Annotated in this window: 22 protein-coding genes; 17 read left to right on the forward strand and 5 right to left on the reverse strand. The window is 68.4% G+C overall.

Annotated features, from left to right (window positions below):
- Positions 1 to 30 precede the first annotated feature (30 nt).
- From ACFU5V_RS19985 to ACFU5V_RS20015, 7 genes are all read left to right on the forward strand, one after another.
- Positions 31 to 702, forward strand: a complete 672-nt coding sequence (locus tag ACFU5V_RS19985) for a HemK2/MTQ2 family protein methyltransferase (protein WP_378701389.1) — start codon at positions 31 to 33, stop codon at positions 700 to 702.
- Between the two features lie 162 nt (positions 703 to 864).
- Positions 865 to 4,551, forward strand: coding sequence for a nitrate reductase subunit alpha (locus ACFU5V_RS19990; protein WP_378701391.1), 3,687 nt, complete (start codon positions 865 to 867; stop codon positions 4,549 to 4,551).
- Complete coding sequence (narH, locus tag ACFU5V_RS19995) at positions 4,551 to 6,209, forward strand: nitrate reductase subunit beta (protein WP_378701394.1); 1,659 nt, start codon at positions 4,551 to 4,553, stop codon at positions 6,207 to 6,209. Before ACFU5V_RS19990 ends, narH begins: the two co-directional genes overlap by 1 nt.
- Positions 6,206 to 6,859, forward strand: coding sequence for a nitrate reductase molybdenum cofactor assembly chaperone (narJ, locus tag ACFU5V_RS20000; RefSeq protein ID WP_378432164.1), 654 nt, complete (start codon positions 6,206 to 6,208; stop codon positions 6,857 to 6,859). Before narH ends, narJ begins: the two co-directional genes overlap by 4 nt.
- A gap of 1 nt (position 6,860) precedes the next feature.
- Positions 6,861 to 7,592, forward strand: a complete 732-nt coding sequence (gene narI, locus ACFU5V_RS20005) for a respiratory nitrate reductase subunit gamma (protein ID WP_378701396.1) — start codon at positions 6,861 to 6,863, stop codon at positions 7,590 to 7,592.
- Positions 7,593 to 7,665: 73 nt separating this feature from the next.
- Complete coding sequence (locus tag ACFU5V_RS20010; RefSeq protein WP_378701398.1) at positions 7,666 to 9,012, forward strand: M16 family metallopeptidase; 1,347 nt, start codon at positions 7,666 to 7,668, stop codon at positions 9,010 to 9,012.
- A 36-nt stretch (positions 9,013 to 9,048) separates the two neighbouring features.
- On the forward strand, positions 9,049 to 10,155 hold the full coding sequence (locus tag ACFU5V_RS20015; protein WP_378432161.1) for a zinc-binding dehydrogenase: 1,107 nt from the start codon (positions 9,049 to 9,051) through the stop codon (positions 10,153 to 10,155).
- A gap of 15 nt (positions 10,156 to 10,170) precedes the next feature.
- Here the strand turns inward: ACFU5V_RS20015 and ACFU5V_RS20020 are convergent, their stop codons facing one another.
- Positions 10,171 to 10,425, reverse strand: a complete 255-nt coding sequence (locus ACFU5V_RS20020; RefSeq protein ID WP_378701400.1) for a hypothetical protein — start codon at positions 10,423 to 10,425, stop codon at positions 10,171 to 10,173.
- Positions 10,426 to 10,701: 276 nt separating this feature from the next.
- On the opposite strand from ACFU5V_RS20020, the gene dapB reads away from it, so the two are divergent.
- The 4 genes from dapB to ACFU5V_RS20040 are packed head-to-tail and all read left to right on the forward strand — an operon-like array spanning position 10,702 to position 13,703.
- Positions 10,702 to 11,460, forward strand: a complete 759-nt coding sequence (gene dapB, locus ACFU5V_RS20025; RefSeq protein ID WP_378432158.1) for a 4-hydroxy-tetrahydrodipicolinate reductase — start codon at positions 10,702 to 10,704, stop codon at positions 11,458 to 11,460.
- The gene (locus tag ACFU5V_RS20030; RefSeq protein ID WP_276136603.1) at positions 11,457 to 11,936 is read left to right on the forward strand and encodes a hypothetical protein; all 480 of its coding nucleotides are present in this window, start codon (positions 11,457 to 11,459) and stop codon (positions 11,934 to 11,936) included. Before dapB ends, ACFU5V_RS20030 begins: the two co-directional genes overlap by 4 nt.
- Before the next feature lie 29 nt (positions 11,937 to 11,965).
- A complete protein-coding gene (locus ACFU5V_RS20035; protein ID WP_378432157.1) occupies positions 11,966 to 12,424 on the forward strand; it encodes a flavodoxin family protein in 459 nt (152 codons plus the stop codon).
- A gap of 46 nt (positions 12,425 to 12,470) precedes the next feature.
- Positions 12,471 to 13,703: a winged helix-turn-helix domain-containing protein gene (locus ACFU5V_RS20040; protein ID WP_378432156.1), complete on the forward strand. Its 1,233-nt coding sequence runs from the start codon at positions 12,471 to 12,473 to the stop codon at positions 13,701 to 13,703.
- A gap of 22 nt (positions 13,704 to 13,725) precedes the next feature.
- Here the strand turns inward: ACFU5V_RS20040 and ACFU5V_RS20045 are convergent, their stop codons facing one another.
- The gene (locus ACFU5V_RS20045; RefSeq protein ID WP_015890414.1) at positions 13,726 to 14,160 is read right to left on the reverse strand and encodes an SRPBCC family protein; all 435 of its coding nucleotides are present in this window, start codon (positions 14,158 to 14,160) and stop codon (positions 13,726 to 13,728) included.
- A gap of 102 nt (positions 14,161 to 14,262) precedes the next feature.
- Entirely contained in the window at positions 14,263 to 14,739 is a 477-nt protein-coding gene (locus ACFU5V_RS20050) for a toxin-antitoxin system HicB family antitoxin (protein ID WP_378701402.1), read from the reverse strand.
- Positions 14,740 to 14,894: 155 nt separating this feature from the next.
- Between ACFU5V_RS20050 and thyX the strand changes: the two genes are divergently transcribed.
- The 6 genes from thyX to ACFU5V_RS20080 all read left to right on the forward strand — a co-directional run bounded on the left by thyX (position 14,895) and on the right by ACFU5V_RS20080 (position 23,119).
- Entirely contained in the window at positions 14,895 to 15,647 is a 753-nt protein-coding gene (gene thyX, locus ACFU5V_RS20055; protein ID WP_378701404.1) for an FAD-dependent thymidylate synthase, read from the forward strand.
- Between the two features lie 43 nt (positions 15,648 to 15,690).
- Positions 15,691 to 16,599 (forward strand): 4-hydroxy-tetrahydrodipicolinate synthase, encoded by a 909-nt coding sequence (gene dapA / locus ACFU5V_RS20060; RefSeq protein WP_015890417.1) that lies wholly within the window; start codon positions 15,691 to 15,693, stop codon positions 16,597 to 16,599.
- Complete coding sequence (locus tag ACFU5V_RS20065) at positions 16,596 to 18,566, forward strand: RNase J family beta-CASP ribonuclease (protein ID WP_378701406.1); 1,971 nt, start codon at positions 16,596 to 16,598, stop codon at positions 18,564 to 18,566. Before dapA ends, ACFU5V_RS20065 begins: the two co-directional genes overlap by 4 nt.
- Before the next feature lie 25 nt (positions 18,567 to 18,591).
- Entirely contained in the window at positions 18,592 to 19,215 is a 624-nt protein-coding gene (locus tag ACFU5V_RS20070; RefSeq protein ID WP_378675465.1) for a TIGR03085 family metal-binding protein, read from the forward strand.
- Between the two features lie 80 nt (positions 19,216 to 19,295).
- Entirely contained in the window at positions 19,296 to 21,926 is a 2,631-nt protein-coding gene (locus tag ACFU5V_RS20075; RefSeq protein ID WP_378434832.1) for a DNA translocase FtsK, read from the forward strand.
- A gap of 209 nt (positions 21,927 to 22,135) precedes the next feature.
- Complete coding sequence (locus ACFU5V_RS20080) at positions 22,136 to 23,119, forward strand: TerC family protein (protein WP_378434834.1); 984 nt, start codon at positions 22,136 to 22,138, stop codon at positions 23,117 to 23,119.
- A gap of 42 nt (positions 23,120 to 23,161) precedes the next feature.
- Here the strand turns inward: ACFU5V_RS20080 and ACFU5V_RS20085 are convergent, their stop codons facing one another.
- Both ACFU5V_RS20085 and ACFU5V_RS20090 read right to left on the reverse strand, forming a co-directional pair.
- Positions 23,162 to 23,446: a YciI family protein gene (locus tag ACFU5V_RS20085; protein WP_378434863.1), complete on the reverse strand. Its 285-nt coding sequence runs from the start codon at positions 23,444 to 23,446 to the stop codon at positions 23,162 to 23,164.
- Positions 23,447 to 23,519: 73 nt separating this feature from the next.
- The gene (locus tag ACFU5V_RS20090; RefSeq protein ID WP_378434836.1) at positions 23,520 to 24,044 is read right to left on the reverse strand and encodes an amino-acid N-acetyltransferase; all 525 of its coding nucleotides are present in this window, start codon (positions 24,042 to 24,044) and stop codon (positions 23,520 to 23,522) included.

A 24,044-nucleotide genomic window follows, 5' to 3' on the forward strand; every position in this document is an offset into this window, starting at 1 on the left:
TGTAGGGAACGGTGAGGGAGGGAGCCGATCATGCTCGTTCGTCTACCCGGGGTGTATCGCCCCCAGCGCGACACATGGCTGCTCGCCGAGGTGCTGGCCACCCGAGAACTCGGCCCGGGCACCCGCGTGCTCGATCTCTGCTGCGGCACAGGCGTGTTGAGTGTCGAGGCGTGTGCGGCGGGGGCCGGCTGGGTGACCGCGGTCGACGTATCCCGCCGCGCCGCGATCAGTACGTGGCTCAACGCCACATTGAACCGCCGGACGATCCGTGTGGTGCGGGGCGATCTGGTGGACGCGGTCCGGACTCTTCGCTTCGACGTGGTGGTGGCCAACCCGCCGTACGCGCCGGCGACCGACGACGCCAGGCCGGGCCGGGTTCTCGCGCGGGCCTGGGACGGGGGCGTCGACGGGCGCGCCGTGCTCGACCGGATCTGCAGCGAAACCCCGGACCTCCTCGCTCCCGGCGGCACGCTGCTCCTCGTCCAGTCGACGCTCAACGGAGTCGACAAGACGCGGGCCATGCTCGAGGAACGGGGACTGCGGGTGGACGTGGTGGCGGCGGAGGACGTGCCGTTCGGTCCCGCGCTCACGTCCCGCACGAGGATGCTGGAGGCACGGGAGATGATCCGGCCGGGCCAGCGCACCGAGCGCATCGCGGTGCTGGCGGCGACCGACCTGCGGTCCGGCGACACGCGGCACTGACCCGGCGAGCGCATCGACCCGATTCCGGTGTTTGTCCGATTCGCCACGATCGCGCGGCAACTGCGGTTCCATGGACGGGTGCGTTCAGGACTTCGCAAGGTATCGAAGTCGGCGCGGACCCCGAATCCGGCGTCGGCCCACTCGACCTGAAGGAGAGCAGACGTGGTCATCCCGCACACCGGTGGTCCCGCGGAGGAAGCCCTGCTCAGGGGAGGGCGCTTCTTCACCCCGGGTGTGTTCTCGGACGACCTGCGCACCGTGACCCGGGAAGGCGGGCGGCAGGGCGATGTCTTCTACCGGGACCGCTGGAGCCACGACAAGGTGGTGCGGTCCACCCACGGCGTGAACTGCACCGGATCGTGTTCGTGGAAGATCTACGTCAAGGACGGGATCATCACGTGGGAGACCCAGGAAACCGATTACCCGTCGGTGGGTCCGGACCGCCCGGAGTACGAACCCCGCGGCTGCCCCCGCGGAGCGGCGTTCTCCTGGTACACCTACTCGCCGACACGCGTGCGGTATCCCTACGCGCGCGGGGTTCTCGTCGAAATGTACCGGGAGGCGCGTGAGCGTCTCGGTGATCCGGTGGACGCGTGGGCCGACATCCAGGCCGACCCCGCACGTCGCCGCAAGTATCAGCAGGCCAGGGGCAAGGGCGGGCTCGTGCGGGTCACCTGGGCCGAGGCCACCGAGATGATCGCCGCGGCGCACGTGCACACCATCAAGGAATACGGTCCCGACCGCGTCGCCGGGTTCTCACCGATCCCCGCGATGTCGATGGTGTCGTTCGCCGCGGGATCGCGGTTCGTCGAACTTCTCGGTGGCGTCATGACCTCGTTCTACGATTGGTACGCCGACCTGCCGGTTGCCTCGCCGCAGGTGTTCGGCGACCAGACCGACGTTCCCGAGTCCGGCGACTGGTGGGACGCGGCGTATCTGATGATGTGGGGTTCCAACGTTCCGGTCACCCGGACGCCGGACGCCCATTGGATGGCCGAGGTGCGGTACCGCGGAACGAAAGTCGTGTCGGTCAGCCCCGATTACGCCGACAACACGAAATTCGCCGACGAGTGGATGCCGTGCGCGGCGGGCACGGACGGCGCGATGGCGATGGCGATGGGACACGTGATCCTGTCGGAGTTCTTCGTGACGCGGCGGGAGCCGTTCTTCGTCGGCTACGTGCGGCAGTTCACGGATCTGCCGTTCCTGATCGCACTGGAGGAACGCGACGGCCGCCTCGTTCCGGGAAAGACCGTGACGGCCGCGGATCTCGGGGACACGAGCGAGAACGCCGCGTTCAAACCCGTCCTGGTGGACGGCGCGACCGGCGACGTCGTGGTGCCGCACGGTTCCCTCGGATTCCGTTACGGCGACGAGGGCGTGGGGAAATGGAACCTGGACCTCGGTGACGTCGTTCCCGCGCTGACGGTCGCCGGGCCCGACGGGGACGGCGAGACCGCCGCGGTGCACCTGCCGCGGTTCGACACCCCGGACGGCCACGGCGAGACGCTGGTGCGCGGTGTGCCGGTCCGCCGGGTCGGCGACCTGCGGGTGTGCACCGTCTTCGATGTCCTGCTCGCCCAGTACGGCGTTGTGCGGCCCGGGCTTCCCGGTGACTGGCCCGGCGGCTTCGACGACGCGGGGACCCCGTACACCCCGGCGTGGCAGGAGCCGATCACCGGGGTCGCGGCGGCGCAGGTGATCCGGATCGCCCGCGAGTTCGCGACCAACGCCGTCGACTCGGGCGGGCGTTCGATGATCATCATGGGCGCCGGGATCTGCCAGTGGTTCCACGGCGACGCGACGTATCGGGCGGTGCTGAGCCTGCTGTTGCTCACCGGGTCGATGGGCCGCAACGGCGGCGGGTGGGCCCACTACGTCGGGCAGGAGAAGTGCCGACCCGTCACGGGATGGGCGACGGTTGCGATGGGCACGGACTGGAGTCGTCCGCCGCGCCAGATGGCGGGCACGTCGTATTGGTACGTCCACACCGACCAGTGGCGGTACGACGGGTACCGCGCCGACGCCCTCGCGAGCCCCACCGGCCGGGGAAACTTCCGGGGCAGGCACACGATGGACGTGATGACGTCGGCCGTCTCGATGGGGTGGACGCCGTTCTATCCGCAGTTCGACCGCTCCAGCCTCGACCTGGCGGACGAGGCCGAGGCCGAGGGGCGTGACGTGGTGGAGTACGTGACCAGCGGATTGGCCTCGGGGGAGCTGAAATTCGCGCTCACCGACCCGGACGATCCGCGGAACTGGCCGCGGGTGCTGAGTGTGTGGCGCGCGAACCTGCTCGGTTCGTCGAGCAAGGGAAACGAGTACTTTCTCCGTCATCTCCTCGGCACGTCGTCGAATCTGCAGGCGGAACCCACGCCCGAGGACCTCCGTCCGAACGAGGTGACGTGGCGCGACGACATCCCGGAGGGCAAACTCGACCTGCTGATGTCCATCGACTTCCGGATGACGTCCACCACGTTGCTGTCGGACGTCGTCCTTCCCGCCGCGACCTGGTACGAGAAGTCCGACCTGTCGAGCACCGACATGCACCCGTACCTGCACGCCTTCTCGCCGGCGATCGACCCGCCGTGGGAAACCCGTTCCGATTTCGACGCTTTCGGTGCGGTGGCGCAGGCGTTCAGCGTGCTGGCGCGACGGCATCTCGGTGTGCGCCGCGACGTCGTGATGGGCACGTTGCAGCACGACACCCCGGGAGCGATGGCGTACCGGGGCGGCACCGAACAGGATTGGCGGGCGCGCGGTGAGACGCCGGTCCCGGGCAGGACGATGGGGCCGCTGGTGGTGGTCGAACGGGACTATCCCGCCGTCGCCGAGAAGTGGGCGGCGCTGGGCCCACTCGTCGAGTCGGCGGGGCTCACCACCAAAGGCGTCACCACGCATCCGGACCGAGAGGTACGCGAACTCGCCGCCGAGCACGGTGTTCTCGACTCCGGTGTCGCCGCGGGTCGTCCGGCGCTCGACACCGCCGAGAAGATGGCCGAAACCATCCTGGTGCTGTCGGGGACGTCGAACGGCAGACTCGCCGTCCAGGGATTCCGCGAACTGGAGAAGCGGACGGGCAGGCCGCTCGCGCACCTCGCCGAGGGAAGCGAGGAGCGCCGGATCACGTTCGCCGACACCCAGGCCCGGCCTGTTCCGGTGATCACCAGCCCCGAATGGTCGGGCAGCGAGACCGGCGGTCGCCGGTACGCACCGTTCACGGTGAACATCGAGGAGTTGAAGCCCTTCCACACGCTGACCGGGCGCATGCACTTCTTCCTCGACCACGACTGGATCGAGGAACTGGGGGAGCAGTTGCCCATCTACCGCCCGCCGCTCGACATGGCCCGGTTGTTCGGGGAACCCGCCGTGGGCGATCGGCAGGGCGGGATCGGGCTGAGCGTGCGCTATCTGACCCCGCACTCGAAGTGGTCGATCCACTCCGAGTACCAGGACAACCTGTTCATGCTGTCGCTGTCGCGGGGTGGGCCCACCATGTGGATGAGCCCGAACGACGCCACGCAGATCGAGGTGCGGGACAACGACTGGGTGGAGGCGGTCAACCGCAACGGGGTGGTGGTGTGCCGGGCGATCGTCTCGCACCGGATGCCGGACGGCGTCGTCTACGTCTACCACGCGCAGGAACGCACCATCGACGTGCCACTCACCGAAACGACAGGACAGCGTGGGGGCATCCACAATTCGCTGACCCGGCTGCTGATCAAGCCGTCCCACCTGGCCGGCGGCTACGCGCAGACGTCGTTCGCGTTCAACTATCTGGGGCCGACCGGGAACCAGCGCGACGAGGTGACGGTGGTGCGCCGTCGCTCGCAGGAGGTGACGTACTGATGCGTGTCATGGCTCAGCTCGCGATGGTGATGAATCTCGACAAGTGCATCGGCTGCCACACCTGTTCGGTGACGTGCAAGCAGGCGTGGACCAATCGCTCGGGCACCGAATACGTGTGGTTCAACAACGTGGAAACCCGGCCCGGCCAGGGCTATCCGCGCACCTACGAGGACCAGGAGAAGTGGCGCGGCGGGTGGGTGCGGGACGGCAAGGGGCGGCTACGCCTGCGGGACGGCGGCCGGTGGAAGAAGCTCTCGCGGATCTTCTCGAACCCGAAGATGCCGTCCATCGACGACTACTACGAACCCTGGACGTACGACTACGAGAACCTCACCCGGGCCCCGCTCGGCGAGCACATACCCGTCGCGGCGCCGCGCAGCCTGATCAGCGGCAGGCCGATGAAGGTGGAGTGGTCGGCGAACTGGGACGACGATCTCGCGGGTTCGCCCGAGATCCTTCCGGACGATCCGGTGCTGAAGAAGGTGAGCGACACCGTCAAGCTCGAACTCGAAGAGACGTTCATGTTCTACCTGCCGCGCATCTGCGAGCACTGCCTCAACCCGTCCTGCGTCGCCTCCTGCCCGTCGGGGGCGATGTACAAGCGGTCCGAGGACGGCATCGTGCTCGTCGACCAGGACAAGTGCCGCGGCTGGCGGATGTGCGTGTCCGGATGCCCGTACAAGAAGGTGTATTTCAACCACAAGACCGGCAAGGCCGAGAAGTGCACGTTCTGCTATCCGCGCGTCGAGGTGGGACTGCCGACCGTGTGCGCGGAGACGTGCGTCGGCCGGCTGCGCTACATCGGCCTGCTCTTCTACGACGTCGACAAGGTCCTGGCCGCGGCCTCGGTGGAGAACGACACGGACCTGTACGAGGCGCAACTCGACCTCCTGCTGGACCCCCGCGACCCCGCAGTAGTGGAGGGCGCCCGCGCGGAGGGAATCTCGGACGAATGGATCGAGGCGGCCCAGAATTCGCCCGTCCACGCCCTGATCACGGACTGCCGGGTCGCGCTTCCGCTGCATCCGGAATTCCGGACGATGCCGATGGTCTGGTACGTGCCGCCGCTGTCGCCCGTCGTCGACGCCGTCAGCCGCGACGGTCACGACGGCGAGGACGTCGGCAACCTGTTCGGTGCGCTCGACTCGTTGCGGATCCCGGTCGAATACCTGGCGGGACTGTTCACCGCGGGCGACACCGAGGTGGTGGACGGCGTCCTGCGCCGCCTCGCTGCGATGCGGTCGTACATGCGCGACATCAACCTCGGCCGAGAGCCGCAGCCCCACATCCCGGCCGCGGTCGGGATGACGGAGGAACAGATCTACCAGATGTACCGGTTGCTGGCGCTCGCGAAATACGAAGAGCGGTACGTGATCCCCACCGCCTACGCCGCCGACGGACACCGCCTCGAGGAGACGGCGACGCAATGCGCTCTCGACTTCGAGGGCGGCCCCGGCATGCACGGGTCCGGTCCCTTCGGTGAAGCCAGCGGCGGCCCGGTCCCCGTGGCGGTCGAGACATTCCACGCGCTGCGCGAGCGGCAGACCACCGGCGAGATGTCCGCCAACGCGAGCCACCCGTCCCGCGTGAACCTGCTGAACTGGGACGGCAAAGGCGCCCCGGCCGGCATGTTCCCGGAACGGAGCGAGCAGTCGTGACCGGACTGTTCCGCCGTCGGCGCGCGGCCACCCGCGATCGCCTGGTGTGGCACGCGGCGGCACTGCTGCTCGCGTATCCGGACGACGGCCGCGACGAGCGTCTCCACGTCGTCGCCGACATCCTCGGGCACCTGCCGCCCGATTCGAGGCGGCTGCTCGCGGAGGCGCATCGCTTCCTGTGCGAGACGGACCCGTACGTGGCGGCAGCGCAGTACGTCGAGACGTTCGATCTCCGCCGCCGCACGACGCTGTATCTGACGTACTGGACCGCGGGCGACACCCGCAACCGCGGCCGCGAGATCCTGGCCTTCGCCGACACGTACCGCCGCGCCGGGGTCGAACCGCCGAAGGACGAGTCGGCCGATCACCTGACGGTGGTGCTCGAGTTCGCCGCGCTCGTCGACGCCGCCGCGGGTGCGGGACTCCTGTCGGCGCACCGGGTTCCGCTCGACATGCTGCACGCGGCGCTCGGCGAGACGGGCTCGCCGTACGCCGGCGTCGTCGCGGCGGTGTGCGGCACACTGCCGCCCGCCTCCGACCGGGACGTGGTGCGGGCGCGGCAACTCGCCGCGGCCGGGCCGCCCGCCGAGGCCGTCGGGCTCGAGCCCTTCACCCTGACCGTTCCACCGCGCCGCGAAGGAGCGACCTGACATGTTTGCCGGTGAACTGTTCTGGGACATCGTGCCGTACGTGACGCTGGCGATCTTCGTGGTGGGCACGTGGTGGCGGTACCGCTACGACAAGTTCGGCTGGACCACCCGCTCCTCGCAGCTCTACGAGAGCCGGTTGCTGCGGATCGGCAGCCCGCTGTTCCACTTCGGCATCCTCGTCGTGATCGGCGGCCACGTCATCGGCCTGGTCGTCCCGCAGTCGTGGACCGACGCGATGGGGATGAGCGAGCACGCCTATCACGTCCAGGCCCTCGTGCTCGGCACGATCGCGGGGGTGGCGACCCTGGCCGGTGCGCTCGTTCTGGTGTACCGGCGGCGCACCCGCGGTCCGGTGTTCACGGCGACCACCTGGAACGACAAGCTGATGTACGCGGTGCTGCTCGCCGCGATCGTCGCCGGGCTGGCGACCACCCTGCTCGGATCCGGCGTCGTCGGCGAGGAGAGCAACTACCGCGACACGGTATCGCCGTGGTTCCGGTCGATCTGGATCCTGCAGCCCCGCGGCGATCTGATGGCGCAGGCGTCACTCGCCTTCCACGTCCACGTCGCGATCGCGCTGGTGTTGTTCGCCCTCTGGCCGTTCACCCGGCTCGTGCACGCCTTCAGTGCTCCGGTGGCCTATCTGTTCCGTCCCTATATCGTCTACCGCAGCCGCGACGTCGCCCGAAACGGCGAGCTCATCGGCTCGCAACCACATCGTCGAGGCTGGTGAACCGTGGTCGGGGGCCGCGTGTAAAGTTTGCCGTTCGACGACGCCCAGCTTTCGAGGACCGCTGAACCACTACATGGCCAAGATCGATCGCAGCCGCACTGCCGCACTCACCCAAGCGCCGACCCTGCACGAGCCGGATGCCGGCGTCCGGCGCACCGTGCTCCCCGGCGGGCTCCGGGTGGTCACTGAATACGTTCCCGGTGTCCGATCGGCGTCCGTGGGCGTCTGGGTGGGTGTCGGATCACGTGACGAGCAACCCACCGTCGCCGGGGCCGCACACTTCCTCGAGCACCTGCTGTTCAAGGCCACGCCGTCGCGCAGCGCTCTCGACATCGCGCAGGTGATGGACGGCGTCGGCGGCGAGCTCAACGCCTTCACCTCGAAGGAGCACACCTGCTTCTACGCGCACGTGCTCGACGACGACCTGCCGCTCGCCATCGACCTCGTCAGTGACGTCGTCCTGCGCGGCCGCTGCCGGACCTCCGACGTCGACGTCGAACGCCAGGTGGTCCTCGAAGAGATCTCGATGCGCGACGACGACCCGGAGGACCTCCTCGGCGACGCGTTCCTGACCGCCCTGTACGGCGACCATCCCGTCGGCAGGCCGGTGATCGGCAGTGTCGAATCCATCGAATCGATGACTCGCACCCAACTCCACTCGTTCCACGTGCGGCGCTACACTCCGCCGCGCATGGTGGTCGCCGTCGCCGGCAACGTGGAGCACGAACACACGGTCGAGCTGGTGCGGCGCGCGTTCGCCGGGCACCTCGACTCGGCGTCCGAACCGGCTCCCCGACGCGCAGGCACCCTGCGCCTGCGCACGGAGCCGGCACTCAGTCTGACCAACCGGGACAGCGAACAGGTCCACCTCTCGCTCGGCGTGCGCGCGTTCGGGCGGCACGAGGCCCACCGCTGGGCGCTGTCGGTCCTCAACGCCGCCGTCGGCGGCGGGCTCAGCTCCCGGCTCTTCCAGGAAGTGCGGGAAATCCGCGGCCTGGCCTATTCCGTGTACTCGGGCATCGACACGTTCTCCGACACGGGCGCGTTCTCGATCTACGCCGGGTGCCAGCCCGAGAACCTCGGCGATGTCACCACGGTGATCCGCGAGGTGCTGTCGAACGTGGCCGCCGAGGGCATCACCGACGCCGAGTGCGCCCGCGCCAAGGGTTCGCTGCGGGGCGGACTGGTTCTGGGACTGGAGGATTCGGGTTCCCGGATGCACCGCATCGGTCGCAGTGAGCTCAACTACGGCAATCACCGCAGCATCACCGAAACCCTGAGCAAGATCGACGCGGTCACCACCGACGAGGTCCGCGACGTCGCGAGGGTCCTGCTGCAGCGCCCGTTCGCCGCCGCCGTCGTCGGACCGTATCGTCGCAAGCGCGACCTGCCGGCCTCGGTGCGCGGCATCGTCCGGTAACGAGGATTCGCCGAACACCGACAGGAGCAGCCCGACATGAAGATCCGTGGAGCGGTACTCGAGGAGATCGGGAGAACGCGCCCGTTCGCCGAGTCGGCGCCGATCTCGATCTCCGAACTCGACCTCGACGAGCCCGGTGCGGGCGAGATCCTGGTCCGGATCGAGGCGGCGGGTCTGTGCCACTCCGATCTGTCCGTCGTCGACGGCAACCGCGTGCGCCCGGTCCCGATGCTGCTCGGGCACGAGGCGGCGGGACGGATCATGCAACTCGGCGCCGGCGTCGACGACGTCACGGTCGGGCAGCGCGTGGTCATGACGTTCCTTCCACGCTGCGGAGAGTGTGACGGCTGCGCCACCGACGGTCGCATGCCGTGCGTGCCGGGCACCAGCGCCAACAACGACGGCACCCTACTCGACGGGGGAGCGCGACTGCACCGCGGCGGCGCCACCGTGCACCACCACCTCGGGGTGTCCGGATTCGCGACGCACGCGGTCGTCAACCGGCGCTCGGTCGTTCCCGTCGGCGACGACGTCCCCGCCGACGTGGCGGCCGTGCTCGGATGCGCCGTCCTCACCGGCGGCGGCGCCGTCCTCAACGCGGGCGACCCGCAACCCGGCCAGGCCGTGATGGTCGTCGGACTCGGCGGCGTGGGAATGGCCGCGATCCTGACGGCCGTGTCCCGAGGCGCCGGCGAGGTCATCGGCGTCGACGCCGTGCCCGCGAAATTGCAGACCGCCCGCGAACTCGGAGCGACCGCGGTCTACACCCCGGCGGAACTCGAGGAAGCCGGGGTCCGGGCGCCCATCGTCATCGAGGCCGCCGGGAACGCCCGCGCGTTCGAATCGGCTGTTCGCGCAACCTCTCCCGGGGGCACGACGATCACCGTCGGACTGCCGAGCCCGGACGCGCAGTCGTCGATCTCCCCGCTCACCCTGGTGGCGGAGGCCCGCACGATCATCGGCAGCTACCTCGGCTCGGCGGTACCGTCCCGGGACATCCCGATCTACGAGGACCTCTGGCGCTCCGGGAAGCTTCCCGTGGAGAAGCTCATCTCCTCCCGCATCACGCTCGACGACATCAACCGCGGCATGGACGAACTCGCCGACGGCAACGCGATCCGGCAGATCATCGTGTTCGACTGATTCGCGCGGATTCCGTCAGTCGGAGTCGCTCGGGCGCCCCGTGACGTCTTCGACGGACAGTGCCGACAACGCGATCAGGCCGGCCAGAAAACTGATCAGACCACGGTCCTGCAGGTCGTCGAGCACACCGATGATCCGGGTCTTGTCGGCGCCGATCGTCTCCGCGAGCGCAGGCTGAGTGCGCAGCGGGTGCTCGTCGAGTGCCAGCAGCACGACGTAGCCCCACATGGTCAGCCCGTGTCCGGCGAGCACGGGGAGTTCTGCCGCCACCAGTGAGCGGTTCAGGTTCGAAGGCCCAGGTACCGACGACGGATGTGGACAAGGTCCGGCGCTGGGATGCCCGCGCCGTGGAGGCGAGTGTGGAGATCGTGACGAGCGGCGACCTGCCGCGCGCGACACCGTGCGCGCAGTGGCACGCCGAATACGAGAGCGGCCGCGCGCGAGGACGAGACGCAGGTCTCTCACCCCGCCCCTGCACAGCGGTCGGCACCCGGCGATTGCGTAGGCTTTCGGGCGAATCGTTGTGACTGGACGGAGCGTGGAGAAGTGAGCGCAGCAGCACCCATCAGGGTCGGGGTTCTCGGGGCCAAGGGCAAGGTCGGACGGGCGATCTGCGAGGCGGTGGAGCAGGCACCGGACCTCGAACTCGTCGCAGAGGTCGATCACGGCGACCGGCTCGAGTCCTTCGCCGAGGCCGGCACGCAGGTCGTCGTCGACTTCACCCACCCCGACGTGGTGATGGACAACCTGAAGTTCCTCGTCTCCAACGGCATTCATGCCGTCGTGGGCACCACCGGGTTCGACGACACGAGGCTCGACACCGTGCGGTCGTGGCTGACCGAGCGCCCCGACGTCGGGGTCCTGATCGCCCCCAACTTCGCGATCGGCGCCGTCCTCTCCATGCGCTTCGCCGAAGCGGCAGCACGATTCTTCGATTCCGTCGAGGTCATCGAGTTGCACCACCCCAACAAGGCGGATGCGCCGTCCGGCACCGCCTACCGGACCGCCGCCCTCATCTCGGAGGCACGCCGCAAGGCCGGCGTGGGACCGAGCCCCGACGCGACGACCACCGAACTGGACGGTGCGCGCGGCGCCGACGTGGACGGCGTGCGGGTCCATTCCGTACGGCTCGCAGGTCTGGTCGCCCATCAGGAGATCATCCTCGGCACGCAGGGCGAGACGCTGACCATCCGCCACGACTCGATCGACCGCAACTCCTTCGCCCCCGGCGTCCTGCTCGGTGTGCGGGAAATCGGCTCCCGCCCCGGTCTCACCGTCGGTATCGACCCCCTTCTCGACCTGTGAAGGACGGCTCGACCAAGACCGTCGTCACGATCGGACTGCTGGTCGCGGCCCTGGCGTTCTACTTCGTCCTGCTCGGGCAGCGCGGCATCGAGCTGATCCAGGACGGCGGGGCAGCGGCGATCGGCCTGGGTATCGGCGTCCTGATCCTGCCGTTCCTCGGTGCCTGGATCGTCTACGCCACGCTCCGCGCCGGATTCCAGCATCAGCATCTGTCCCGCCGCATCGCCGACGAGCGACTCGAACTGGACGTCACCGATCTCCCGAAGCGTCCCTCGGGTCGCATCGACCGGGACGCGGCCGACGCACTGTTCCAGCAGGTCAAGTCCGAATGGGAAGCAGACCCGGACAACTGGCGGAACTCGTACCGGCTCGCGCGCGCCTACGACTACGCCGGCGACCGCGGCCGGGCACGGGAAACGATGAAACGAGCCGTGGAACTCGAACGCGTCGAACGGGAAGCCGGGTCCGGCCGGTAGGGCACGGAACCGGTCGTACGCTGACGACTGTGAAGTCGCTACTCGTCGTCCACCACACGCCGTCGCCGGTGACCCGTGAGTGCCTCGAAGCCGTGCTGAAAGGCGCCCGGGACCCCGACATCGAGGGTGTCGAGGTGAAGTCGATCCCCGCACTCGGCGCGACCGTCCCCGACGTCCTCGAGGCCGACGGGTTCCTGTTCGGGACCTCCGCCAACTTCGGCTACATGTCGGGTGCACTGAAGCACTTCTTCGACACCGTCTACTACCCGTGCCTCGACGCGGTCGCCGGGCGCCCCTACGGACTCTGGGTGCACGGCAACAACGACACCGCCGGGGCCGTGACGTCGGTGCAGAAGATCGTGACCGGGCTGGCGCTGACCCAGGTCGCCGAGACACTGGAACTGACCGGATCTCTCGACGCGGGCGCGCGGGAGCGGTTGTACGAACTCGGCGCGACGGTGGCGGTCACGCTGGCCGACGACGCCTGACCACGTCGCCGTCGACTGTGTCGGTGGCCGATGGCAAGCTGCGGGCATGCGTGAGATGACCGCCGCCGCGGCCCGGAGAACGGCGCTCTGGGCGCAGGGGTTCGCCGACCGGAAGCCGGCCGGAACACCGACGCGCAGGCACGTCCGCTCGATTCTCGACCGCGTGCGGCTGTTCCAGATCGACTCCGTGTCGGTGGCCGTGCGGGCCCACTACGTCCCACTGTTCAGCCGTCTCGGGGTGTACGACCGCGGGCTCGTCGACTCGGCGGCCTGGTCGCACTCCGCCCGCGCACCCCGCATGCTGGCGGAGTACTGGGCGCACGAGGCGGCGTTCATCCCGGTCGAGGACTGGCCGCTGCTGCGCTGGCGGATGCACCGGTATCGGCACGGACGCTGGTCCGGCGAATCCCGCGTACTCGACCGCAATCCCACGCTCGCCGCCGACGTGCTCGACGTGATCGGCGCCGTCGGTGCGTGCAGCGCGGGCGACGTGGAGAAACATCTCGAGGTCGACCGGCCCGACCGCAAAGGTCCGTGGTGGGATCGCAGCGACACCAAAGTGGTGTGCGAGCAGTTGTTCGCGTCCGGCGCGCTGGCCGTCGACAAGCGGGTCGCCTTCACCCGTCACTACGACCTCACGGAACGGGTGCTGCCGGAAGCGGTTCTCGCCGAGAATGTTTCGGAGGACGACGCCGTCCGTGGCCTGGTGCAGCGATCCGCGCGGGCCCTCGGTGTCGCCACCGAACCCGATCTGCGCGACTATTACCGGCTGTCGCCGGCGCAGAGTGCCGCGGCCGTCGAGGACCTCGTCGAGGACGGTGTGCTCGAACGGGTCGGCGTCCGGGGCTGGGAGGCACCGGCATTCGTCCACCGCGACGTCCGGGTTCCCCGGAAGGTGGAGGGGGCGGCGCTGCTGTGCCCGTTCGATCCGCTGGTCTTCTGCCGGCCCCGCACCGAGCGGATATTCGACTTCCGGTACCGCCTCGAGATCTACACCCCCGCGCACAAACGTGTCCACGGGTACTACGTCTTCCCGTTCCTGCTGAACGGGGAACTGGTCGCGAGAGTCGATCTCAAGGCCGACCGCGGGTCGGGGACGCTCGAAGTGCGATCCGCGTTCGTCGAACCCGACCGGAGTCCGGGGCACGTGGTGGAGGCGCTGATCCCGGAACTGCGAAGAATGGCAACGTGGTTGGGCCTGGACGACATCCGGGTGGACGATCGCGGCAACCTCGGTGCGCTCCTCGCGGCCGAGGCGTCGCGGCCGCGAGGAGCGTGAGAAACGTCGGGCTGCCGACTGCCTACAGGCTCTCGACGAACTTCGTCAGACCCTTGCTCGCGGTCTCGAGTGCCGTCTTCTGCGCCTTCTTCACGAGGAACCCCGGCAGCGGAATCTTCGGGTCGACCGTCAATTCGAACGTCACCTTGGTGCCGGCGCCGGACTCGGTGAGGACGTACGACCCGTCCTGAGCGTTCTGCTGCCCGCTCTCGACGAGGTGCCACGACACCGTGTTGTCGCCCTCGAACGTGTAGTCGACGACCTGCTCGTCGCTGATCCCGAGGATGGAGACGCTCATCCGGACTCGGTGGGGGCGTCCGTCGTCGTGTGTGCTCTCGATGGTGACCGACTTGTGGGCCGAGGACCACTCGGGCAGGCGATCCACCGCGGCGATCGCGGCCATCACCGTGGCCGGATCGGCCTTGATCTCGAATTCCTTGACGCCGGAAACGGCCATGTTCTTCGCTCCTTCGAGCCCGTGGCGACTCTCACCGTGTGGCTGATGCGACGTAATTACATCACCGCCGCCGACGGGCGCGTGGAGTGAGTGCACCGGCGCTCAGAAATCGCCTCTCCCGTTCCGGCGCATCTGGTCCTTGAGCGCGCCCTGGACGGCTTGCGACACCCAGGAATTGAGCGACATCCCGTTCTGGGAGGCGGCCTCCTCGGCCTTCGACTTGATCTGATCCATCAGCCGGAGGGTGACGCGGCTGATGTCACCTGTGACGTCATCGAAGGCGGCGCCGAGGTCCTCGACGGTGGCGGTGCGTTCCCCGTCCGGCCCCGGCTGAGTGGGAGTGCGGTGCACGTCGACCGCCACCTCGCTGCCGTCCAGACGCACACCGACGGTGCGATTGCCGAGCTCGGAAGACACCTCTCCGGCAAAGTTGGTGAGCGCCGAGAGGAGGAGCAGGCGCGCGGCGGGTTCGACGGCGGCGGCGAGCGCAGCAGCGGTCGCCCGAGTCTGCTCGTCGCCGAGTGCGGCTGCTGCGTTCAGGTCGTCTCGCAGCCGGGAGACGTAGATTCCGAGGTTCATGACGCCAGCATGGCGTCATCGATGACGTCAGTCAAGCAGTCGTGACCTCAGCTGGGTGATGTCACCCTCGGGCAGTGCCGGGCCGACGCTGCGACTAGGGTCGATGCATTCAGGAGGGACTCCCCACCAGGGAGTTCGGTAGGAGGATCAGCGCAGTGCCGCAGACCGTGCCGCTCAGGGTGCAACTCGTCGCGAAGACGGAGTTCTTTCCACCGGCGGACATCCCGTGGGAGACCGACGCCGACGGCGGCGAAGCGCTGGCGGAATTCGCGGGCCGGGCGTGCTACCAGAGCTGGTCCAAACCCAACCCCCGCACCGCGACCAACGCCGGATACCTGCGCCACCTCCTCGAGGTCGGGCACGAGTCGGTTCTCGAACACGGCACCGTCAGCTTCTACATCACCGGCATCTCCCGGTCCTGCACCCACGAGCTGATCCGGCACCGCCACTTCTCCTACTCGCAGCTGTCGCAGCGCTTCGTGCGGGAGAACGACGGGAACGTCGTCGTCCCGCCCGCGATCGCCGGCGACCCCGAACTCGAGGAGCTGTTCGCGAAGGCCACCGACGCCAGCCGGACGGCGTACGGCGAACTCCTCGAGGCCCTCGAAGCGAAACTGGCCGACACCGCCAACGTGCCGCTGCGCAACAAGCAGGCGAGGCAGGCCGCGAGGGCCGTCCTCCCCAATGCGACGGAGACCCGCGTGGTGGTCACCGGCAACTACCGCGCCTGGCGGCACTTCGTGTCGATGCGTGCCACCGAGCACGCCGATGTGGAGATTCGCCGTGTCGCGGTCGAGTGCCTGAGGCAGCTGCAAGCGGCAGCACCGAATGTCTTCGGCGACTTCGAGGTACTGGACTGGGGCGACGGCACGGAGGTGGCGAGGAGCACGTTTTCCGCCGACGCGTGACGGGTGTGCAAAAGTACCTGGGTCACCGGGTAGCCTTCTGACCATGACCTACGGTGATTCCGCTTCTCCAGTCGAGCGTCCGTTCGGCACCGTGTCCACAGCGATGGTGACGCCGTTCACCTCGGACGGAAAGCTGGACGTCGACGCCGGTGTCCGCCTCGCGGCGTACCTCGTCGACAACGGGTGCGACTCCCTCGTGCTCGCCGGCACGACCGGTGAGTCGCCGACGACCACCGAAAACGAGAAGCTCGAGCTGCTCCGGGCGGTCATCGACGCGGTGGGCAACCGCGCGAAGATCATCGCCGGCGCGGGCAGCAACGACACCGCGCACAGCGTCGAACTCGCCCGTGACGCCGCCCGCGCCGGCGCGCAGGGCCTCCTCGTCGTCACCCCCTACTACTCGCGTCCGCCGCAGGCCGGACTGTTCGCGCACTTCACCGCCGTCGCCAACGCCACCGACCTTCCGGTCATGCTCTACGACATTCCACCCCGCTCCGTGGTCCCCATCGAGACGGAGACCATCCGGCGCCTCGCCGAGCACCCGCGCATCGTCGCGGTCAAGGACGCCAAGGGCGACCTCAACGCGGGCGCCGAGCTGATCGGCACCACCGACCTCCAGTTCTATTCGGGTGACGATCCGCTCAACCTGCCGTGGCTGTCGGTGGGCGCGACGGGATTCGTCAGCGTCATCGGGCACCTCGTGCCCGGCCGGTTGCGTGAACTGCACACCGCCTTCGCGGCGGGGGACATCGCCCGCGCCCGCGCCATCAACCTCAGTCTCATCCCGGTCATCCGTTCGGTGGCGCGTCTCGGCGGCGTGAGCGCGTCGAAGGCGGGTCTGCGCCTGATCGGCCTCGACGTCGGTGAACCTCGGTTGCCACAGGTGGCGCCCACTCACGATCAGATCGATCTCCTGGCCGCCGATCTGCACGCCGCGGGGGTGCTCGCGTGACCCGACCGCCTCGTCGTCGCAGCGCCAGCCGCCAGGCAGGTCCCCCTTCCCCCACGGCGAGCGAGCCGACGACGCCGGCCCCCGCCGCCGAGCCGGCGAAGTCGGCGCCCGTCGTTGCCGACGAGCCGAGTGCGCCGAAGTCGGAGCCGGCCAAGTCCGCGCCCGTGAAGACCGCGTCGACGAAGGGGGGCGCCGCCAACAAGTCGTCGTCTCGCTCCGGACGGCGCGGCGGCAGCAAGCGTCAGGACTCGCGGCCGGCGGCGGTCGATCCGACGGCGCGGCTCGGAGCACCGCCGAAGGCACCGTTCAAGGGGCTGCGGGTGGTCGCTCTCGGCGGCATCGGCGAGATCGGTCGCAACATGACCGTCTTCGAACATCAGGGCAAGCTGCTCATCGTCGACTGCGGTGTGCTGTTCCCGGAAGACCAGCAGCCGGGTGTCGACCTGATCCTCCCGGACTTCCGGCACATCGAGGACCGGATGGGCGACGTCGAGGCCGTCGTCCTCACGCACGGCCACGAGGACCACATCGGCGCCATCCCGTTCCTGCTGCGCCTGCGCCCGGATCTGCCGGTCGTGGGTTCGCGGTTCACGCTGGCGCTCGTCGCGGCCAAGTGCCGTGAACACCGCCAGCGCCCCAACCTCGTCGAGGTCGTCGAGGGGCAGCGCACCGATCACGGCCCGTTCGAGTGCGAGTACTTCGCCGTCAACCACTCGATCCCCGACGCCATCGCCGTCGCGATCCGGACCGACGCCGGAGTCGTGCTGCACACCGGCGACATCAAGCTCGACCAGCTGCCGCTCGACGGCAGACTCACCGACCTCGCCGGCTTCTCCCGCCTGGGCGACGAGGGTGTCGACCTGTTCCTCGTCGACTCCACCAACGCCGAGGTGCCGGGATTCGTCACCCCCGAACGCGAGATCGGGGGAGTGCTCGACAACGTCATCGGCAAGGCCCGGCAGCGTGTGATCGTGGCGTCCTTCGCCAGTCACGTGCACCGCATCCAGCAGGTCGTCGACGTCGCGCACCGGTACAACCGGCGGGTCGCGTTCGTGGGCCGGTCGATGGTCCGCAACATGCAGATCGCGCAGGATCTCGGCTACCTGAACGTGCCGGACGGTCTGGTCGTCGACATCGACACCGCCGCCAACCTGCCCGACGATCGACTCGTCCTCATCTCCACCGGCTCGCAGGGCGAACCGCTGTCGGCGTTGTCGCGGATGGCCCGCGGCGAGCACCGGCAGATCAACATCCGGGCCAACGACCTCGTCGTGCTGGCCTCGTCGCTGATCCCCGGCAACGAGAACTCCGTGTTCGCCGTCGTCAACGGCCTCGCCAAGCGCGGCGCCACCGTCGTCACCCAGCAGAGCGCGAAGGTACACGTCTCCGGTCACGCCTCGGCCGGCGAGCTCCTGTACCTCTACAACGCGGTCCGGCCCACCAACGCCATGCCGGTGCACGGCGAATGGCGCCACCTGCGCGCCAACGCCGCACTCGCGAAGGCCACCGGGGTGCCGGAGGAGCGGATCGTGCTCGCCGAGGACGGTGTGGTGGTCGACATGGTCGACGGTCTCGCCGAGATCGTCGGACAGGTACCCGTCGGACACGTCTACGTCGACGGACTGTCCGTCGGCGACGTCGGCGACTCCACACTGTCGGACCGATTGGTCCTCGGTGAGGGCGGGTTCATCGCCATCAACGTCGTCATCGACGAGCACACGGGCCGCGCGGTCAGCACCCCCGAGGTGTCCGGCCGCGGATTTTCCGACGACCCGACGGCCCTCAAGGACGCGGCGCAATTGGTCGAGGCGGAGCTGCTGCGCCTGGCCACCGAAGGCATCAACGACGCTCACCGCATCGCCCAGGCGATCCGGCGTGTCGTCGGCCGATGGGTGGCCGACAAGTACCGTCGCCGGCCGATGATCGTTCCGACCGTCATCGCGGTGCCGTCGGCGGACGGCAAGTAGTTCTCCGGCAGGTAGATTCGGTCGGGTGACCTTCGCCCGAGATGAACGCCTCGCCCTCGTCGACTCGATGGCCGAATTCGGTCCCGACGCCCCGACCCTCTGCGGGACGTGGACCAACCGGGACCTGGCCGCCCACCTGATCGTGCGCGAACGACGCCTCGACGCTGCCCCCGGCATCGTCGTGGGCCTGCTCGCCGGGTACACCGAACGCGTCCAGAACGAGACGGCGACGCGTCCGTGGAGCCGACTGCTGGACGAGGTCCGGTCGGGTCCGCCGATGTGGTCGCCGATGTACTGGGTGGACGCGCAGGTGAACCTGGGGGAGATGTTCGTCCACCACGAGGACGTGCGCCGCGCCCACGACGGGTGGGAGCCGCGTGTGCTGCCCGCCGACCGTCAGGACGCGCTGTGGGGTCTGGCGCGCAAGGTCGGCAAGCTCGGCTACCGGCACGCCCCGGTGACGGTGGTACTCGAGCGGCCGTCCGGCGAGCAGGCCACCGTCCGCACGGCCGGAGCCGGCCGGGTGATTCTGCGGGGGGAACCGTCGGAACTCGCCCTGCACGCGTTCGGCCGGAATCAGGTGCGGATCGAGACCGAGGGTGAGGCCGCGGACATCGAGGCCGTGACCTCCCTCGACCGAGGGTTCTGAGGCCATTTCGACCCAGCCCGGCCGCTGTTACGGGTGTTGCGGATGGTCCGGAAGGTGCCGTAGCGACTAATCTGAGAGCCATGGCAGGTAAGGCGAGCGCCCGCGGTTCGAGCACGACGTCCACGGCGAGGACGGGCGTGCGAGGCGGCTCGGCCACGTCGTCCAAGCCGAAGTCCCGCACGACCCGGACGGTCAGTACTCCGCGTAAGTCCACGTCGCCGCGTGGCGGCGGCTCCCGCGGCGGCGCGCGGCGTCCCACGGCGAAGAAGGCGTCCACGTCCAGTCCCCTGAAGTCGGTGGGCCGGGGAATCGGCGCCGGCTGGTCGCTCGTGGCGAAGGGCGTCGGAGCCACCACCCGCACCGTCGGCAAGGCGGCCGAGATCGAGCAGGGCCACCGGCGCGACGGCATCGCCCTCGGGCTGATCGCGATCAGCGTCGTCGTCGCCGGCGGAATCTGGTTTTCCGCGGGTGGCCCGGTGGGCGAGTGGATCGAGACCGGAGTCCGCGCCGTGTTCGGCGGGGCGTCCGCCGTCTTGCCGCTGATCGGTGTCGCCGTCGCGGTGATCCTGATGCGCACCGAACCGAAACCCGAGATCCGGCCGAGGCTGGTCCTGGGGTCGCTACTGGTCGGCCTGCCCGCCCTGGGTCTGTGGCACATCGCGACGGGGTCGCCCACCGACGCCGACGGCAGGGCCCGCGGCGCCGGTTTCGTCGGGTACGCGGCGGGCGGTCCGCTGACCGACGGTCTCACCGTGTGGCTCGCCGCGCCGCTGCTGCTGATGGCGGCACTGTTCGGTGTCCTGCTCCTCACCGGCACCACGGTCCGCGAGGTGCCCGGCAAGCTGCAGTCGTACTTCGGAACATCCTTCGGCCGCGATCACTACGCCGACTACGACAGCGAGTACTACGAGGACGGCGACTACGACCCCACCCTGTTCGACGCCGACGGCTACCCGGTAGACGACTACAAGACCGGGGTCCGGGGTGCCCCCGCCGACAACTATCCCACCGACGAGTACGACGTCAGCGACACCGCGAAGACGGAGGTGCTCGGGCTGTGGGAGACCGAGCCCGCCACGGAACCCGTGCCCGCTCCGGCACCGGCCCCGAAACCGGCGCGCGCCAAGGCCAAGCCCGTCGTCGCCCCGAAGCCGGAACCCGAACCGGAACCGCTGCCCGACGTCGACAAGTTCGTCACCGACCGGGTGGTCGAGGGCGACTACACGCTGCCGCCGACGTCGCTGCTCATCGAGGGCGATCCGCCGAAGACGCGCAGTTCGGCCAACGACGCGATGATCGAGGCCATCACCGAGGTCCTCGAACAGTTCAAGATCGACGCCGCCGTCACCGGATTCACCCGCGGCCCGACCGTCACCCGCTACGAGGTGGAACTCGGCCCGGGTGTGAAGGTCGAGAAGATCACCGCGCTCGCCCGCAACATCGCGTACGCCGTCGCCACCGACAACGTGCGCCTGCTCGCGCCGATCCCGGGCAAGTCCGCGGTCGGTATCGAGGTCCCCAACTCCGACCGTGAGATGGTGCGCCTCGCCGACGTGCTCACCGCCCCGAGCACCCGCAAGGACCACCACCCGCTGGTGATCGGTCTCGGCAAGGACATCGAGGGCGACTTCGTCAGCGCCAACCTCGCGAAGATGCCGCATTTGCTGGTCGCCGGTTCCACCGGTTCCGGTAAGTCGAGTTTCGTGAACTCGATGCTGGTGTCGCTGCTGTCCCGCGCGACACCCGACGAGGTCCGGATGATCCTCATCGACCCCAAGATGGTGGAGTTGACGCCGTACGAGGGCATTCCGCACCTCATCACGCCCATCATCACCCAGCCGAAGAAGGCCGCGGCCGCGCTGGCCTGGCTGGTGGAGGAGATGGAGCAGCGCTACCAGGACATGCAGGCCAACCGGGTGCGCCACATCGACGACTTCAACTCCAAGGTGAAGTCCGGTGAGATCACGGCGCCGCTCGGCAGCGAACGGGTCTACCGGCCGTACCCGTACATCCTCGCCATCGTCGACGAACTCGCGGACCTCATGATGACCGCGCCCCGCGACGTCGAGGACGCGATCGTCCGCATCACCCAGAAGGCGCGCGCCGCCGGTATCCACCTGGTGCTGGCCACGCAGAGGCCCTCGGTGGACGTCGTGACGGGTCTGATCAAGACCAACGTGCCGTCCCGGCTGGCCTTCGCGACGTCGTCCCTGACCGACTCCCGGGTCATCCTGGACCAGCCCGGCGCCGAGAAGCTGATCGGTATGGGCGACGGGCTGTTCCTGCCGATGGGCGCGGGCAAGCCGACCCGCCTGCAGGGTGCGTTCATCACCGACGAAGAGATCTCCGCGGTCGTCGATTTCAGCAAGAACCAGGCGGAGCCGGAGTACACCGAGGGCGTCACCGCCGCGAAGGTCGGGGAGAAGAAGGACGTCGATCCCGACATCGGCGACGACATGGACGTGCTGTTGCAGGCGGTGGAACTCGTGGTCTCCAGCCAGTTCGGGTCCACGTCGATGCTGCAGCGGAAGCTGCGGGTCGGATTCGCGAAGGCGGGTCGCCTGATGGACCTGATGGAGACCAGGGGAGTGGTGGGCCCCAGCGAGGGTTCGAAGGCCCGCGAGGTCCTCATCAAGCCCGAGGAACTCGACGGCCTGCTGTGGTCGATCCGCGGCGGCGACCCGGACGAGGCCCCGCCCGACCAGGGGTGACACACGGTGCGCGTGTCCGAAATGTGCGGTTCGCGCGCACTGTGGTTGAATGGTCACCGAATTGGAGGGGAGTATCCCCACCTCTGTGACAGCATCGTCAACACGATCGGCACCATTGCCGATCCGGGGCTGTCAGTCGCTCGGACAGTGGTTCCGGTGCGGCGGGAGAGACCTCCGGTACCCGCTAGGTCTACCGGAGGTCTGTGTTCATGCATGTGTCACCGCTGGTCTGGGTCATCACCTGTGTGGTGATTCTCGGACTGTTCGTGTTCGACTTCTTCGCTCACGTGCGCACCCCGCACGCCCCCACGTTCCGTGAGTCGGCGTTCTGGTCGTCGGTCTACATCGGCGTCGCCATCCTCTTCGGCCTGATCGTGATGTGGCTGTGGGGAAGTCAGTACGGCGGCGAATATTTCGCTGGCTACGTCACCGAGAAGGCGTTGTCGGTCGACAACCTCTTCGTGTTCGTCATCATCATGGGCACGTTCGCGGTGCCACGGGAGTACCAGCAGAAGGTGCTGCTGATCGGCATCGTGATGGCGCTGGTGATGCGCGGAATCTTCATCGGCGTCGGCGCCGCGGCGATCAACGCCTACAGCTGGGTGTTCTATCTGTTCGGCGCGTTCCTCATCTACACCGCGTACACGCTGGTGCGTGATCACGGGCACGAGAAGGAAGTGGAGGAGGAACGCGACAGCAAGATCGTCGCCATCGCGAAGAAGATCCTCCCCACCACGGACACCTACGACGGCGACAAGCTCGTCACGCGGATCAACGGCAAACGCGTCGTGACGCCGCTTCTGCTCGCGCTGGTCGCGATCGGATTCACCGACGTGCTGTTCGCGCTCGATTCGATCCCCGCGATCTACGGGCTCACCCAGGAGCCGTACCTGGTGTTCACGGCCAACGCGTTCGCGCTGATGGGTCTGCGTCAGCTGTACTTCCTGATCGGCGGACTGCTGGATCGCCTGGTGTACCTGTCGTACGGCCTGTCGATCATCCTGGCGTTCATCGGCGTCAAGCTGGTTCTGCACGCACTGCACGAGAACACACTCGGGTTCGTCAACGGCGGGGAGCACGTGTCCGTACCGGAGGTGTCGACGGTGTTCTCGCTCACCGTCATCATCGGTGTGCTGGCAGTGACGACTGTCGCCAGCCTTCTCAAGACGCGGAACACGACGCCGGCGAAGTAGCTCCGCCGGGCGTCGTGCTCGAGGGGTCCGGTGCTCGGCGGTTCAGGAGCTGAATTCGCCGAGTACCGGGACCCATTCGACGATCCGGGTGGCCGTCACCAGGCCGTTGCGGGCGAACGGGTCGTGTGTGAAGAGCTGTTCCACGGTTGCCGCGTCGGCGGCGTCGACGAGGATGAACGCGCCGCTGCCGTCGGCGAACGGGCCGGACGACACGACGGTCTTCTGCTCGGCCAGCTCACCGAGCCACTCCCGGTGGGCGGGGCGATGCTCGTCGCGTCCGGCGACGGTATCGGCCGAATACGTGTATTCCACTACGAACAGGGACATGTTCTCGCTCTCTCGGGACGGGTTCATCGAACAACAATGGGATCAGGGCCCATCTGTCTCACGCACTGGGATTTCAGAGGGTGAGAAGCATTCGGGTGTTGCCGAGGGTGTTCGGCTTGACGTAGCTCAGGTCGAGGAACTCGGCGACACCGGTGTCGTACGAACGGCACATCTCCGCGTACACCTCGGCGGTCACGGGTGTGCCGTCGATCTCGACGAATCCGTGCTTGCCGAAGAAGTCGACCTCGAACGTGAGAACGAACAGGCGCTCGAGTTCGAGTTCCCGCGCGACCTCGATCAACTTGGCCACCACGTGATGGCCCGCACCCTGGCCCTTGGCCGACGGATCGACCGCGATCGTGCGCACCTCGCCCAGGTCCGCCCACAGCACGTGCATTGCGCCACAACCGATCACAGTGCCGCCGCGCTCGGCGACCCAGAACTCCTGAACGGATTCGTACAGGGTCACGAGATTCTTCTCGAGCAGGATCTTGCCGGAGTAGATGTCGATCAGACGCTTGATCTCGGGAACGTCGGAGGTTCGTGCTCGCCGCACGATCAGCTGATTGTCGGCGGTGTCCGGCGTCCGAGAAGTCAT

Source organism: Rhodococcus sp. NPDC057529, assembly GCF_042802055.1.
In the GTDB taxonomy this organism is placed as follows: domain Bacteria; phylum Actinomycetota; class Actinomycetes; order Mycobacteriales; family Mycobacteriaceae; genus Rhodococcus_F.